Source organism: Mycobacterium sp. ITM-2016-00318, assembly GCF_002968285.2.
Classification (GTDB): Bacteria; Actinomycetota; Actinomycetes; order Mycobacteriales; family Mycobacteriaceae; genus Mycobacterium.
Genome location: NZ_CP134400.1, coordinates 492,892 through 506,705, shown reverse-complemented (window position 1 = coordinate 506,705; position 13,814 = coordinate 492,892). Strand labels below are relative to the sequence as shown.

General features: G+C 67.1%; 13 protein-coding genes. 8 read left to right on the top strand and 5 right to left on the bottom strand.

Features of this window, described 5'->3' with window-relative positions; genetic code table 11:
• The first annotated feature begins 27 nt into the window (after positions 1 to 27).
• From C6A82_RS02350 to C6A82_RS02325, 6 genes are all read left to right on the top strand, one after another.
• The gene (locus C6A82_RS02350) at positions 28 to 252 is read left to right on the top strand and encodes a hypothetical protein (protein ID WP_105343102.1); all 225 of its coding nucleotides are present in this window, start codon (positions 28 to 30) and stop codon (positions 250 to 252) included.
• 17 nt (positions 253 to 269) lie between these two features.
• Complete coding sequence (locus C6A82_RS02345) at positions 270 to 605, top strand: hypothetical protein (protein ID WP_105343100.1); 336 nt, start codon at positions 270 to 272, stop codon at positions 603 to 605.
• Positions 606 to 622: 17 nt separating this feature from the next.
• Complete coding sequence (locus C6A82_RS02340) at positions 623 to 1,849, top strand: APC family permease (protein WP_105343098.1); 1,227 nt, start codon at positions 623 to 625, stop codon at positions 1,847 to 1,849.
• A gap of 36 nt (positions 1,850 to 1,885) precedes the next feature.
• The gene (locus tag C6A82_RS02335) at positions 1,886 to 3,163 is read left to right on the top strand and encodes a uracil-xanthine permease family protein (protein ID WP_105343097.1); all 1,278 of its coding nucleotides are present in this window, start codon (positions 1,886 to 1,888) and stop codon (positions 3,161 to 3,163) included.
• Positions 3,160 to 3,945 (top strand): dimethylargininase, encoded by a 786-nt coding sequence (gene ddaH / locus C6A82_RS02330; protein ID WP_105343095.1) that lies wholly within the window; start codon positions 3,160 to 3,162, stop codon positions 3,943 to 3,945. The genes C6A82_RS02335 and ddaH overlap by 4 nt, the downstream gene beginning before the upstream one ends.
• Before the next feature lie 217 nt (positions 3,946 to 4,162).
• Positions 4,163 to 5,599, top strand: coding sequence for an FAD-binding oxidoreductase (locus C6A82_RS02325; protein WP_105343093.1), 1,437 nt, complete (start codon positions 4,163 to 4,165; stop codon positions 5,597 to 5,599).
• A 288-nt stretch (positions 5,600 to 5,887) separates the two neighbouring features.
• On the opposite strand, the gene C6A82_RS02320 is transcribed toward C6A82_RS02325, so the two are convergent.
• Positions 5,888 to 7,171 carry an acyl-CoA dehydrogenase family protein gene (locus C6A82_RS02320; protein ID WP_105343090.1) on the bottom strand — a complete coding sequence of 428 codons (1,284 nt, stop codon included), beginning with the start codon at positions 7,169 to 7,171 and terminating at the stop codon, positions 5,888 to 5,890.
• 189 nt (positions 7,172 to 7,360) lie between these two features.
• Here C6A82_RS02320 and C6A82_RS02315 point away from each other — a divergent pair, with 189 nt between their 5' ends.
• Complete coding sequence (locus C6A82_RS02315; protein ID WP_105343107.1) at positions 7,361 to 7,996, top strand: TetR/AcrR family transcriptional regulator; 636 nt, start codon at positions 7,361 to 7,363, stop codon at positions 7,994 to 7,996.
• A 72-nt stretch (positions 7,997 to 8,068) separates the two neighbouring features.
• A complete protein-coding gene (locus tag C6A82_RS02310) occupies positions 8,069 to 9,226 on the top strand; it encodes an aromatic ring-hydroxylating dioxygenase subunit alpha (protein ID WP_311101629.1) in 1,158 nt (385 codons plus the stop codon).
• On the opposite strand, the gene C6A82_RS02305 is transcribed toward C6A82_RS02310, so the two are convergent.
• The 4 genes from C6A82_RS02305 to C6A82_RS02290 are packed head-to-tail and all read right to left on the bottom strand — an operon-like array spanning position 9,192 to position 13,814.
• On the bottom strand, positions 9,192 to 10,649 hold the full coding sequence (locus tag C6A82_RS02305; RefSeq protein WP_105348661.1) for a M28 family peptidase: 1,458 nt from the start codon (positions 10,647 to 10,649) through the stop codon (positions 9,192 to 9,194). The two genes, C6A82_RS02310 and C6A82_RS02305, sit on opposite strands and share 35 nt — an antisense overlap.
• The gene (locus tag C6A82_RS02300) at positions 10,646 to 12,163 is read right to left on the bottom strand and encodes a M28 family peptidase (protein WP_105348663.1); all 1,518 of its coding nucleotides are present in this window, start codon (positions 12,161 to 12,163) and stop codon (positions 10,646 to 10,648) included. The genes C6A82_RS02305 and C6A82_RS02300 overlap by 4 nt, the downstream gene beginning before the upstream one ends.
• A gap of 32 nt (positions 12,164 to 12,195) precedes the next feature.
• A complete protein-coding gene (locus tag C6A82_RS02295; protein WP_105348664.1) occupies positions 12,196 to 12,915 on the bottom strand; it encodes an ABC transporter permease in 720 nt (239 codons plus the stop codon).
• The gene (locus tag C6A82_RS02290; protein WP_105348666.1) at positions 12,912 to 13,814 is read right to left on the bottom strand and encodes an ABC transporter ATP-binding protein; all 903 of its coding nucleotides are present in this window, start codon (positions 13,812 to 13,814) and stop codon (positions 12,912 to 12,914) included. The genes C6A82_RS02295 and C6A82_RS02290 overlap by 4 nt, the downstream gene beginning before the upstream one ends.

The window sequence follows — 13,814 nt, the reverse complement described above, 5'->3', positions numbered from 1 at the left end:
GCGAATTGCAGGCCGGATGGGGGTCCCGTGCTCGACGCGTTGCGAAGGTTGCTCGGCTACCGAGTCAGTGTCGGTCAGCTGCTTGTCATCGCGCTTCTGCTGGGCACCCCGTACCTCATCGTTGGCGCCATCTGGTCGAGCACTCACACCGACCATCTGAACAGGATGGGCGGCACCGACCTCGCCGCGTCGTTCCTCGGCACGATCGTCTCGTGGCCGGTGCTGCTTGTCGCAGACGTATGCATGATCTGAGCGGGAGGACCGAACAAGTGCATCACTATCACCATCGCGCCTTTTATGTCGGAGTGCTCGGCGTCGCGATGATCGTTGTCGGCTTGTTGGCCCTCAACTTCCCTGTCTTCATCAACGCCTTCGATCAGTTCGGGTTCCAGATCAAGTGCGGCACCGGCTATTTCTCCAACCTGACCCAGGCTGCCGAAGCCGGTGGCGATCATGCCGAGCAATGCGAGAGTGCGCTGTTGGCGCGTCGCCTCTGGGCCATCCCGTTGGTCGCCGTCGGCTCGATAGTGCTGGCTGTCGTCGTCTTCGTCGCCGCCACCGTTTGGGGCCGCGAGTCGGTGTTCGGCGAGGACCCGGCCACCTGACTTAGTATCGATCCCCGGTGAGTACACCGGAGGAGTCCGCACTGCAACGGCGGCTGGGCATCGCGGATGCCGTGATGATCGGGCTCGGCTCGATGATCGGCGCAGGCATCTTCGTGGCGCTCGCCCCCGCCGCGGCGGCGGCAGGTGCGAGCCTGCACATCGCGCTGGCGGTGGCCGCCGTCGTCGCCTACTGCAACGCGACGTCGTCGGCGCGGCTGGCCGCGCTGTACCCGCAGTCCGGTGGCACCTACGTCTACGGCCGCGAGCGGCTGAACGAATTCTGGGGATACCTTGCCGGCTGGAGCTTCGTCGTCGGCAAAACCGCGTCGTGCGCGGCGATGGCCTTGACGGTCGGTGTCTACGCATGGCCCGACCACGCGCACGCGGTCGCGGCGGCCTCGGTCGTTGCGCTGACGGCGATCAACTACCGGGGAGTCCAGAAGTCGGCCGTGCTGACCCGCGTCATCGTGGTGATCGTGCTCGCCGTCCTCGCCGCGGTCGTGGTGGCCGTGCTCGGAGACGGGACCGTCCACAACCCGCCCAGTTCGCGCTTCGAGAACGGCGGCATCGGCGGGCTTTTGCAGGCGGCGGCGCTGCTGTTCTTCGCGTTCGCAGGCTATGCCCGCATCGCCACCCTCGGCGAAGAGGTCCGCGATCCGAAACGCACCATCCCGCTTGCCATCCCGATAGCGCTCGGCATCACGCTCGTCGTCTACGGCGCTGTCGCAGCAGCTGTAGAGCTACAGCTGGGTGCCGCGTTGGCGACCTCGAGCGCTCCACTCGCCGACGCCGTGAGCGCCGCAGGACATTCGGGGCTCGAACCCATGGTCCGTGTCGGTGCGGGGGTGGCGGCGCTCGGCTCGTTGCTGTCGTTGATACTCGGCGTGTCGAGGACCACGCTGGCGATGGCCCGCGACCGTCACCTGCCGCATGCGCTGGCCAGCGTGCACCCGCGGTTCGGCGTGCCGCACCGGGCCGAGGTGGCCGTCGGCGCCGTCGTCGCGGTCGTCGCGGCTTTGGCCGACGTTCGTTCGGCGATCGGGTTCTCGGCGTTCGCCGTGCTCGTCTACTACGCGATCGCCAACGCGTCGGCGATGACGTTGGATCGCAAGCTCGTTCCGGTGATCGGATTGGCGGGTTGCGTGTTGTTGGCAGCGCTGCTGCCCGTGGCGTCGGTGGTGGCCGGCGCCGTCGTGGTCGCCCTCGGCGCAGCGATCTATGCGGTGCGGCGATTGCGCCGATAACCGCGGAACCGCGCGAGCCCAGGCAAGATACTCGTCGTGATACCGCTGACATGGACACGCGTGGATGCGCAGGCCGACCCGGACTTCGTCGTGGCACCCGACGAACGCCTGGACTGGGCCCGCACCATCGGCATCGGCGCCCAGCACGTGGTAGCGATGTTCGGCGCCACCTTCCTGGTGCCGGTGCTGACCGGCTTTCCGCCCGCCACCACGCTGCTGTTCTCCGGTGTCGGCACGATGCTGTTCCTGGTCATTACCGGTAACCGGCTGCCCAGTTACCTCGGCTCGAGCTTCTCGGTGATTGCGCCCGTCACGGCGGCGGTCGCGTTGAACGGCACCGGCAGCGCGCTCGGCGGGCTGGTCGCCGTCGGCGTCGCGCTCATCGTCATCGGCGTTGTCGTGCACGTCGTCGGCACGCACTGGATCGACGTCATGTTGCCGCCGGTGGTCACCGGTGCAATCGTGGCGCTGATCGGCTTCAACCTGGCGCCGGCAGCCAAGGCGAACTTCGAGAAGGGTCCGTTGGTCGGCGTCGTCACGCTGGTGCTGCTGGTTGCCGGCCTGGCGTTCTTCCGCGGCATCATCGGCCGCCTCGCGATCTTCCTCGCCGTCGTCGCCGGATACGTGCTGGCGCTGATACTCGGCGACGTCGACACCGCCGGGATCGCCGCGGCGCCGTGGATCGGGCTGCCGGAGTTCCAGACGCCGACGTTCACCCTGGCCGTGTTGCCCATGTTCCTGCCCGCTGTGATCGCGTTGATCGCCGAGAACATCGGACACGTGAAGTCCGTCGGCCAGATGACCGACACCGACGTCGACCCGCTGATGGGCCGCGCGCTGGCCGCCGACGGGGTGGCGACCACACTGGCCGGCTTCGGCGGCGGTTCGGCCACCACCACCTACGCCGAGAACATCGGCGTGATGGCCGCGACGCGGATCTACTCGACGGCCGCGTACTGGGTGGCCGCCGCGGTGGCCATCGCACTGGCGTTGTGCCCCAAGGTCGGCGCGGCGATCTCGGCGATCCCGCCCGGCGTGCTGGGCGGCGCCACGATCGTGCTCTACGGGCTGGTCGGCATCCTCGGCGTGCGGATCTGGCTGACCAACGACGTCGACTTCTCCAAGCCGCTGAACCAGATGACCGCGGCCATCCCGCTGATCATCGGTATCGCCGACTTCACCTGGCAGCTGGGCGGTTTGACGTTCACCGGGATAGCGCTCGGGTCGATCGCCGCGCTCGTGGTCTACCACGGAATGCGACTACTCGGGCTGCGCCAGGCGACGGCTGCGGAAACAGAGCCGGTGCAACCATGACCGCCCGCCACGCCCTGATACGCCGACCGTCGCCACGGCTCGCAGACGGGTTGATCACCCATATCGAACGCAGCGCCGACGTGGATTTCGAATTGGCGCAACGTCAATGGGACGGTTATGTCGGCGCGTTGAACAGCGCGGGCTGGATCACCCACGAGGTGCCCGCTGCGCCGGACTGTCCTGATTCGGTGTTCGTCGAGGACACCATGGTGGTCTACGGCGACCTGGCGGTGATCTGCCGCCCCGGGGCCGACCAACGGTGGCCGGAGGTCTCCGCCGCCGAAGACGCGGTGCGTGCAGCGGGATACCGCGTAGTGCGCATAGAAGCGCCGGGCACCCTCGACGGCGGCGATGTGCTCAAGCACGGCGGCAACGTCTGGGTCGGCGTGGGCGGTCGGACGAACCGCGAGGGCGTCGCGCAGTTGCAGGCACACCTCGAACCGTTCGGCGCCACCGTGATCCGCGTCCCGCTGACGAAGGCACTGCATCTCAAGTCCGCGGTGACCGCGCTACCCGACGGGACGATCATCGGCTACGAACCCGTCGTCGACGATCCCGGCGTCTGGGGCGAGAACTTCCTCGCCGTGCCCGAGGAGCCGGGCGCGCACGTCGTGCTGCTCGACGACGACGCGCTGCTGATGTCGTCGGCAGCGCCGAGGACAGCCGAGCTATTCCAGCAGCGTGGCTACCGGGTTGTCCCCGTCGACGTCTCGGAGTTCGAGAAGCTGGAAGGCTGTGTGACGTGCTTGTCGGTCCGGCTGCGGGGCCGGCCGGCTCATTGACCTTCGAGCACCGCCGACGGTGGGACTGTTCGGGTTGGCGAGTGCTCACTCAGGTACAGATTTCAGCGGTGAACCCGTACCACAGTGAGCGCTCGCTGATGTCATTCCCGTCTGATCTCTGTTCGGTCACCGTCGCGCAACAGGTTGTGCGCGGCACCGGTTTTCGTCTGATCTTGGTCGACAATCCCAGTTGTGACGCAAACGCGGGAGCGCGACAGTGGCGCGTGAGATTTCCCGCCAGACGTTTCTGAGGGGTGCCGCAGGAGCCTTGGCCGCAGGCACGATACTCGGTCAGGCACGCGCGGCCGCAGAACCGCTTGCGACGGGCTGGGAAGGACTTTCGACCGCAGTCGGCGGACGCCTCGTCCTTCCGGACAACGGGCAGTTCGGCGCCGCGAAGCAGGTCTTCAACACCAACTACAACGGCTCGAAGCCGGCGGCCATCGTGACGCCGACATCGGTCGCAGACGTGCAGAAGGCAATGCAGTTCGCCGCCGCGAACAAACTGCAGGTGGCGCCGCGCAGCGGCGGCCATTCCTACACCGGTGCGTCGACGGCCGACGGCGCCTTGGTGTTTGACCTCCGTGCGCTGCCCGGCGGCGCCGACTACGACGCCGCAAGCGGCCGGGTCACGACACCACCTGCGACCAGCTTGTACGAATTGCACCAGGTGCTGGCAGCTGCGGGCCGGGGTATCCCGACCGGGACGTGCCCGTCGGTCGGAGCAGGCGGACACGCCCTCGGCGGCGGTCTCGGCGCCCAGTCCCGGCATGCGGGACTGCTTTCCGACGCGCTGACGTCAGCGTCGGTCGTGTTACCGGGAGGCCAGGCGGTCACCGCGTCGGCCGCCGAGAATCCGGATCTGTTCTGGGCGCTGCGTGGCGGTGGCGGCGGCAATTTCGGGGTGACGACCTCACTGACGTTCTCGACGTTCCCCATTTCGGATGTCGACGTCGTGAACCTGCACTACCCGCCGCAGTCGTTCGCGCAGATGCTCGTCGGGTGGCAGAACTGGTTGCGGACCGCCGACAAGAACAACTGGGCGTTGGCCGAAGCCTCTGCTGACGCGACGGGTACGCACTGCCGAATCATGGCGACCTGCCCGGTCGGGTCCGGCAGCAGCGTGCAGAGCGCGATCACCTCGGCTGTCGGCGTGCAACCGACCGGCACCGACATCCAGACGTTCAACTATCTCGATCTGGTGCGATATCTGGCCGCCGACAATCTCAACCCGGCGCCGCTCGGGTACGTCGGCGGATCGGACGTCTTCCCGGTCATCGACGCGGGCGCGGCTCAGGGAATCGCCGCGGCGATGAACGCCTTCCCTAGCGGGGCCGGCCGCATGCTGGTGATCATGCACACCCTCGACGGGGCACTGGCTTCCGTGGCGCCTGGGGCGACGGCGTTTCCGTGGCGCAAGCACTCGGCGCTGGTGCAGTGGTACGTCGAAACTTCCGGGAACCCGTCCGCGGCAGCCGGCTGGCTGGGCGCCGCCCACCAAGCGGTGCAACAGTATTCGGCAGGCGGCTATGTGAACTATCTCGAGGCGAACCAACCGGCCTCGCGCTACTTCGGGCCGAACCTGTCGAAGCTCAGCGCCGTTCGCCAGAAGTACGATCCGAACCGGGTGATGTTCTCGGGGATGAACATCTAGCGCCGATTGCGGAAGTGTTGCTGTACGCTTCGGCCGACTCACGCAGCCGAGGTCTCGGTCACTCGTCTAGCACTCAGTCTCGACTCGGCCGATCGGCGGACTCCGGCCGCCCTGCCGAATACGGCGCAAGCAAATTTCATAAGGCGGCAAGGCATGGTGTCAGCCGCATACTCGACCGTCGACATACCCTCGTCCTCGAATAGGATGACGCCTTCCAACGCGAGCAGACGCATAAGTCCCCCGGCACGCCGTGAAACGGGACCTGTTGCGTCTGCTCGCGGAAGAGTCTCAACCCCGGTTGCGGAAGTACTGCTTGTACGCCTCGGCAGATTCGCGCAAGCCGGGATCGGCTTCGAACTTCGGCTCGAACTTCGCCCACGCCGCCTCCCGCTTGGCCGGTAGGTATTCCGTCGGCCAGTACGGATGCGTCTGCGGCGAGTAGTCGCGCAGCACGCGGCGGGCGACGGTGGCCTTGTGCACCTCGTCGGCGCCGTCGGCAAGCCCCATCGTCGGCGCGCTCGCATACATCGCCTGCAGCGGTGTGAGGTCCGTCGTGCCGAGCGAGCCGAGGATGTGCAGCGCGTTGAACGACACCTCACGCAACACCTTGGCCATCGTGAACTTGACCGTCGCGATGTCGGTGCGCGCCTCCTTGGTGCTCGTATTGTCGATCTTCCAAGCGGTTTCAAGCACCAGCAGCCGCAGCATGCGGATCGCTGCGTAGGAGTCGGCGATCTTCTCCTGCACCATCTGGTGCTCGCCGATGACCTTGCCGTGCGACTCGCGCGACAGCGCGCGCTCGCACATCATGTCGAAGGCCAACTTGCACTGCGCGATCGTGCGCATCGCGTGGTGGATCCGGCCGCCGCCGAGCCTGCGCTGCGCCAGCGTCTTCGCGCCGTCCTCCGGACCCAACAGATGATCGAGCGGAACCCGCACATCGCGATAGATGATGTGGTTGTGGTTGCGGGGCTCCGGCTGGATCTCCACACCGGGCGTCTTGCGCGGAACGACGAACATGCCGTTGGTGCACATCACGAACAGGATATCGGCGACGCGGCCCGCCGAGGTGAACCACTTCTCGCCGTTGATCACCCACTCGTCGCCGTCGCGCACGGCGGTGGTCCTGAACAGGTTGGGATCTGACCCGCCCTGCGGTTCGGTCATCGAGTACGCCGAGAAGATGTCCTGGTTCAGCAGCGGCTCCAGCCACCGCTTCTTCTGTTCGTCGGTGCCGAACGCCGCGAGCATCTCCATGTTCCCGGTGTCGGGCGCAGCGGCGCCGAACATCTGCGGCGCGCCCGAATAGCGACCGATGATCTCGTTCAGCAGCGCCAGTTTCAGCTGGCCGAAGCCGGGCCCGCCGAGTTCCTCGTCGAGAAACAGCGCCCACAGCCCCTGGTCCTTGATCTGCTGCTGCAGGCCCCGGACGTAGGCCTTCACCCGCGGGTCGGGCGAGCGGACCGCGTAGGGGAAGACGAACTCGAGCGGTTCGACCTCCTCCTTGCAGAACTCCTCGACCCAGTCGAGCTTCTTCTGAAAATCCGGATCGGTCGAGAAGTCCCATGCCATGGCTACCGATTCTGCACCTGCACCAGCGCGTCGACTGCGCCAGCCATCCAACAGGGACGGATACGCAACACGTCGAGCATCTCGCGGGCGCAGACGCGCAACACCTCGGCGGCCCCTTGACTGACTGTTCAATCTAATCAAGTGTTAGTCTGTAGACAAGGGGCAATGCTGTTACTACAGGGGGAGCACATGGCGGATCCGGCGCCCGCGACAGAGAACAACGAACCCCGTCGCATCGAAATGCTCCGCGCGGCGGCGGAGCTCATCTGCGAACGGGGGTTTGGGGACACCCGTATCGCCGACGTCGCCAAACGCGCCGGCGTCAGCTCGGCACTCGTCATCTATTACTTCGGCACAAGGGACCGGCTGCTGGTCGATGCGCTGCGCTACTCCGAGGAGGCGTTCTACGAAGCCGCCGAGAGGATGCTGGCCGAGACGCCATCTGTTCGCGAGCGGCTGTCAATGCTCGTCAGGTGGACCTGCGTGCCCGAGATGAGTGATGAGATCCCCGGTGCCTGGGGTCTGTGGTTCGACCTGTGGGCGCAGGCTTTTCGCCACGACGAGGTGAAGGCGGGTCGGGTCGAGCTCGATGCCCGCTGGCGCAACATGATCGTCGATACGGTCAAGTCGGCCGAACTCGATGCCGACATCGACGCGCGGATGTTCGCACTCGAGTTCTCCGCGCTTCTCGACGGTCTGTCCATCCAGGTGGCACTCGATGATCCCGAAGTCGACTCGACGGTGGCCTACGACATAGCGATGCGCTTCGCCGAACGCGCGCTCAACCTACCTGCCGATGAGAAGTCTGCTGTCAAGAAACGGTAAGCGGTGCAAGGTCTTCGGCGACAGCGGACTGGGCGGCTTCACCGGAGAGGCTTGATAAATTAGGCTGACCGTATGTTCAAACGGCATTCCCCGGCTCCCCTTCCTGCCGACGGCGTCGCCGCGGCAATGGCCCCGTTCGGCCAGTCAAGGATGCTGCCGCGGGAGGCCTACGTCGACCCAGCGGTATTCGAGTGGGAGCAGCGCCACATCTTCTCCGGCTGGACCTGCGTCGGCCACGCGTCCGACCTGGCCACCGTCGGCGCCCAGAAGGCGGTCGGCTCCGGGCCGAACGCGGTGCTGCTGGTGCGCGGCGAGGACAAGGTCCGCGCCTTCGCCAACACCTGCCGTCATCGGGGACACGAACTGCTGGCCTACAACCAGTCCACGAGGGGCCGCGCCATCGTGTGCCCGTACCACTCGTGGTCCTACCGGCTGGACGGCAGTGTCCGGAACGCGCCGGGTTTCAGGGACGAAGACGGCTTCGACGCCGACCAATTCCGGCTCGCCGAACTGCGGCTGGTGAACTGGCACGGCTATCTGTTCGTCGACGCCGGCGGCGAGGACGCCGACTTCGCCGAGCACGTCTCGGGTTGGGAGGAGGTCATCGCGCCATACCGGCCCGAGGACCTGACCGTAGTGGACCGGCACTCCTATGAACTGGAGACCAACTGGAAGGTCATCGCCGAGAACTACCAGGAGTGCTACCACTGCTCGACGATCCACCCCGAGTTGTCCCGGATCAGCCCGCCGCACAGCGGTGAGAACCTCGACACCGACGGCTCGTGGATGGGCGGCTGGATGTCGATCATCGAAGGAGCCGAGACGATGTCGCTGACCGGCGCCAGCGGCGGTGTCGCGATCAAGGGGCTGTCGGAACACGAACGGCGCACGGTGATGTACGTGGTCGGCTATCCGAACCTTCTCGTCAGCCTGCACCCCGACTACGTGATGACCCACATCATGACGCCGCTGGCGGTGGACCGCACGCACGTCGAATGCGCGTGGGCGTTCCCCAGGGAGGTCGCGGAAAGCCCTGGGTTCGATCCGTCCTATGCCGTCGACTTCTGGGACCTGACCAACCGGCAGGACTGGGCGGCGTGCGAGTCCGTGCAGCGCGGCCTGCAGTCACCGCACGCCAGACCGGGACCGCTCGCCCCCGACGAGGACGGCGTGTACCAGTTCGTCAGCCGCGTCGCTAAGGCGTATGCCGGCGGCGCTGCTCGCGGGTAGAAACGCCGTTCGCACCCTCGATCGACTGGGTGTAGGTGCCGACGGCGAACGCCACCGCGGGGCCCGTCACGGCCAGCGCATCACGGTTGACGTTGTCGACGGTGTCGCCAGGAAGGTGGTTGTTGCGGTCGAACGCGGCACCGGCGACACCGCCCCACAGGCGCGCCTGGACCTCCGACTTCCGTTGCGACGCACCGGTTGTGACTCCGCCGATCGGGACGCCCGCACTCAGGAACGGGCTGTAGTCACCTGCCTTGCCCAGCGGCATGTCGGCGGGCCGGATACCGGCCAGGTTCAGATAGCCAGCCAGCGTGCGTTCGATGCCCGCGGAGCCCGCAGGCACGGTTTTGGCGGGCACGTCGGGGTTGGGCTGACCCGACTGGTCGCCGTCATAGGTGAAGAAGCCTGCATTGGGCGAACCGAGCATGTCGAAGTCGAGGTACAGCGCGATGTTGTCGAGTTGATCGCGTTCCAACCCCTCGACGTACTTCGTCGACCCGGCGAGCACCTTCTCCTCGGAGCCCCAGAAACCGAACCGCACCGCGTTGGTGGTCTGCGGCTGCGAACCCAGCGCGGCGGCGGTCTCGAGCAGCGCAGCCACCCCGCTGCCATCGTCGTTGATGCCCGGACTTCCCGCGGCGCTGTCCAGATGTGCGCCCGCCATCACCACGTTGCGCGTATCGCCGGTCTTCGTCTGCGCCAACACATTACGTGACTTCACCATCGCCGCATCGGCGTCGAGCGTCAGCAGCACCGGCGCATTCGTGCGGCGCAGCGAGGCGTCGGCGGCCCGGTCGACGACCGCGACGGGAACGGTCAGGCCGCGGTAGTACCCGGGGCTGAACAATCGCTTCGGACTGCCCTGCGCGCCAGGATCGCTGACGACGAGAAGTCCGACGGCGCCCTCACCGACGGCCGTCTTCTGTTTGTCGACGATCGAGCAGCCGGTGTCGTCGACGACGGCGATGGCGCCGGTCGCCTTCGTGGCCCCGTAGTCGGCGGCGGTGCAACCGGCGGGCTTCTGCGGCCTGCGCGTCGCGGCCCGTAGCCCACCCGCCTTGGTCGCGGTCAGCAGGGAGGCCTGGTCGACGGAATAGTCACGGCCGGAAACGGTGACCCTCGGCCGTCCCGGTGAGACCACGCCGAGCCGCTCGTATTCGGGCGTCTGGACGTCGAAACCCCTGTCGCGCAGCGTCTGCGCAACGTAGTCGACGCTCGCGTCATACCCGGGTGTGCCCTCGGCGCGCGACGTGTTATTGGCGTCGGCGATCTCCTGCAGCTTGCGCAGGTGGGTGTACATCCCATCGACGCCCACCTTGTCGGCCAGATCGCGGGCGAGATCTGTCGCCGGCTGCGGTGTCGACGAACACCCGCCGAGCAGCACAACCAGGATGACAGCCGCCCCCGTGATCGGTCGCGTCATGAGTGGGAAAGGACGTGCCGGGTGCGGTCGTCGCGGATCGGCACACCGTTTCGGCCGCGTTGATCCTGCGCGTACACACCGACGACGTATCCGACACCGGCGCCGTTGATCTCCAACGCCTTCCGGTCGATGTGGTCCAGCGTGTCGGATTTCTTGTGATAGTTCGGGTCGAACGGCTCGTCGGCACTGCCGTCCCAAAGCTCGGATTGTTCGCGGCTCATCTTCTCCTCCCCGCCGGAGAACAGTCCACCCGCCGGTACACCTGCCATGGTGAACCCGTCGTAGTCGGAGCGGCCGTCGAAGCCGGTGTCCTGCGCGCTCTTACCGGCCTGTTCGAGGTAGGCGACGAAGGTGCGCTCGATGCCCGCCGACCCCTCGGGCACCCGTGGTGTGGGATTCCTCGGGCTCGGCGCCACCGACTGGTCGCCGTCGTAGGTGAAGTACCCGGGGTTCGGCGAGCCGAGCATGTCGAAGTTCAGATAGAGCGCGATATCCTTGAGCGCCTCGACGTCGAGCGACTCGACGTAGTTGTTCGACCCCTTCAGCCCCATTTCCTCGGCGCCCCAGAAGCCGAACCGCACCGCGTTCTGCACATCCGGCGAGGGGCCGAGCTGCAGCGCGGTTTCCAGCACCGCTGCCACCCCGGAGCCGTTGTCGTTGATGCCCGGACCCTCTTTCACACTGTCAAGGTGCGCACCGGCCATCACCACATCGGAGGTCGATCCGGTTTTCGTCTGGGCGATGACGTTGCGGGTCTTCTTCACCTCCACGCCGGCCTTGAGCTTGAGCGTGGTGTCGCCGGGCGCGGCGCGCAGTCGCTCGCCGGAGGCCTTGTCGACGCTGACGACGGGGATCTTCACGTTCGACTCCTCGCCGAGCGTGCCGCCCATCTCGTCGCCGTCCTCGTTGTTGGCGACGACGAGGGCCACCGCACCGCGCTCGGCGGCCGCGGCCTGTTTCTGCGTGAACGGGCAGGTGCCACGGTCCACCAGCACGACCGCGCCCTGGGCGGGAAGGCCGTCATAGTCGGCGGCCGTGCAACCCGGTGTGTCGTCGACACGGGCCGCGACCAGCGGACCGGAGACGCCGCCGTCGGGCGTGCCGATGGTGTACTCGAGCGGCTTGGCCTCGATCGTCGCGCCGCCCACGGTGAGCTGCGGATCCTCTGCGAACGCCAGCCGCACCTCGAACTCGGGGGTCGCCACGTCGAAACCCTTGTCGCGCAGCGTCGTGGCGACGTAGTCGACGCTCACGTCGTAGCCCGCGGTGCCCAGTGACCGGTTGCCGTCGTGCGCGTCGGCGATGTCCTGCAATTTCTGCAGGTGCGCCATCATCGCGTCGGCCTTGATGCGCCCACGCAGCGTCGCGGCGTACTTGGTTGCCGCAGCGGAGGCCGCCGGCGTTGAGGGCGGGCTGGTGGCTTCCTTGGCGGGCTTGCTGCCGCAGCCACCGAAGGCAGCGACCATGCCGACCGCGGCGACCACAGCGCAAACCCCGCGCGACTTACGAACCATTGCTCCCACGTTAGCGGCTGCGCCTGGTCGGCTCATGCGTCGCGCCGGTTGATCGCGACCAGCGCCGCGACGAACACCGCAGCCACAACGAACGCGAAGTAGACGATCGAGGACACCGGTCCCCACGGCATGGCGTAGTACGGGTAGAGCCACTGCACATCGATGAAGGTGAACGCGTTCGCGAACGGCAGGTACGGGCCGATCCGGCCGCTGATGTTGGGCATGTTGCCCAGTAGCGGTTCGGCAACGAGCGGCCACAGCAGCAGCAGCGCCACCGCGCCGGCCGACGCCCGGACCAGTGCACCTACCCCGACGCCGAGCACCGCCGCGAGCATCGCATACAGCGCGATGGCGCCGACCAGCCGCCAATCACGGGGATCCGAGTGCGCCACCACGATCGAAGCCATCACCATCACGGCGGCGTAGATGCCCGAGATCAGCGCGGCGACAAGGGCTTTCGCGAGCAGCACCAGCGTCCGGTTCGGCACCGCGGCGAACGTGCTGCGGATGAGGCCGTTGCGGTACTCGTTGGTGACGGTCAGCGCCGAGAGAATCATCATGACCGGGACGCCGAAAACGGCCACGCCCATCGCCGCCTTCTCTGGCGCGACCGTGCCGGGACCATATGTGGTCGACGCCTGAATGGCCGCCAGCCCGAGGCTCAGCACCGCGATCGCGGCCGCCGACCACAGCAGCGACCTGGTGGTGAACAGCTTGATGCGTTCGGCATTGATCACCGCCAGCGCGCTCATGTCGCCGCCCGGTACTGCACGGCGTCGTCGGTGAGTTTCATGTACGCGTCCTCCAGTGACGCCTGCTGTGAGGTCAACTCGTGCAACGTTATTCCGTTGCGCGCGGCCAGATCGCCGACCACCTCGCAGGCGGCGCCGCGTACCAGCAGCGCCGTTGCCGCCTCGTCATCGCCGACCTCGATGCCGGACTCGGTCAGCACCGTGCGCAGCGTGTCCAGTTGCGGGCTTCGCACCCTGACGCCGTCGGCCCTTCCGACGAACTCGGCCACCGTCGTCGAGGCGATCAGCTTGCCGCGGCCGATGACCACGAGCCGGTCGGCGGTGTTGGACATCTCGGCCAGCAGATGGCTGGACACGAAGACGGTTCGACCCTCATCCGCCAGCGTGCGCATGAGCGTTCGCACCCACCGGATGCCCTCGGGGTCGAGGCCGTTGACCGGCTCGTCGAACAGCAGCACCGGCGGATCGCCCAGCAGTGCGGCCGCGATGCCGAGCCGCTGGCTCATACCCAGCGACAGCGTGCCCGCCTTCTTGGCCGCGACCGCCGAGAGCCCGACCTTCTCCAGCACCTCGTCGACGCGCCCTGCGGACAACCGGTTCGTCGCCGCCAGCCACCGCAGGTGTGCGCGCACCGACCGGTTGGGATGGGTCTGTTTCGCGTCGAGAAGGGCGCCCACGTGGCGCAGCGGGTCGACAAGTTCCCGATAACGCTTTCCGTCGATGGTCGCGCTGCCCGACGTGGGGCGGTCCAGCCCGAGGATCATGCGCATCGTGGTGGTCTTGCCCGCACCGTTCGGGCCGAGGAAACCGGTGACCATGCCGGGCTCGATGGTGCAGGTCAGCTCGTCGACCGCGCGGGTCCGCCCAAATACCTTGGTGAGCCCGACCAATTCGATCAT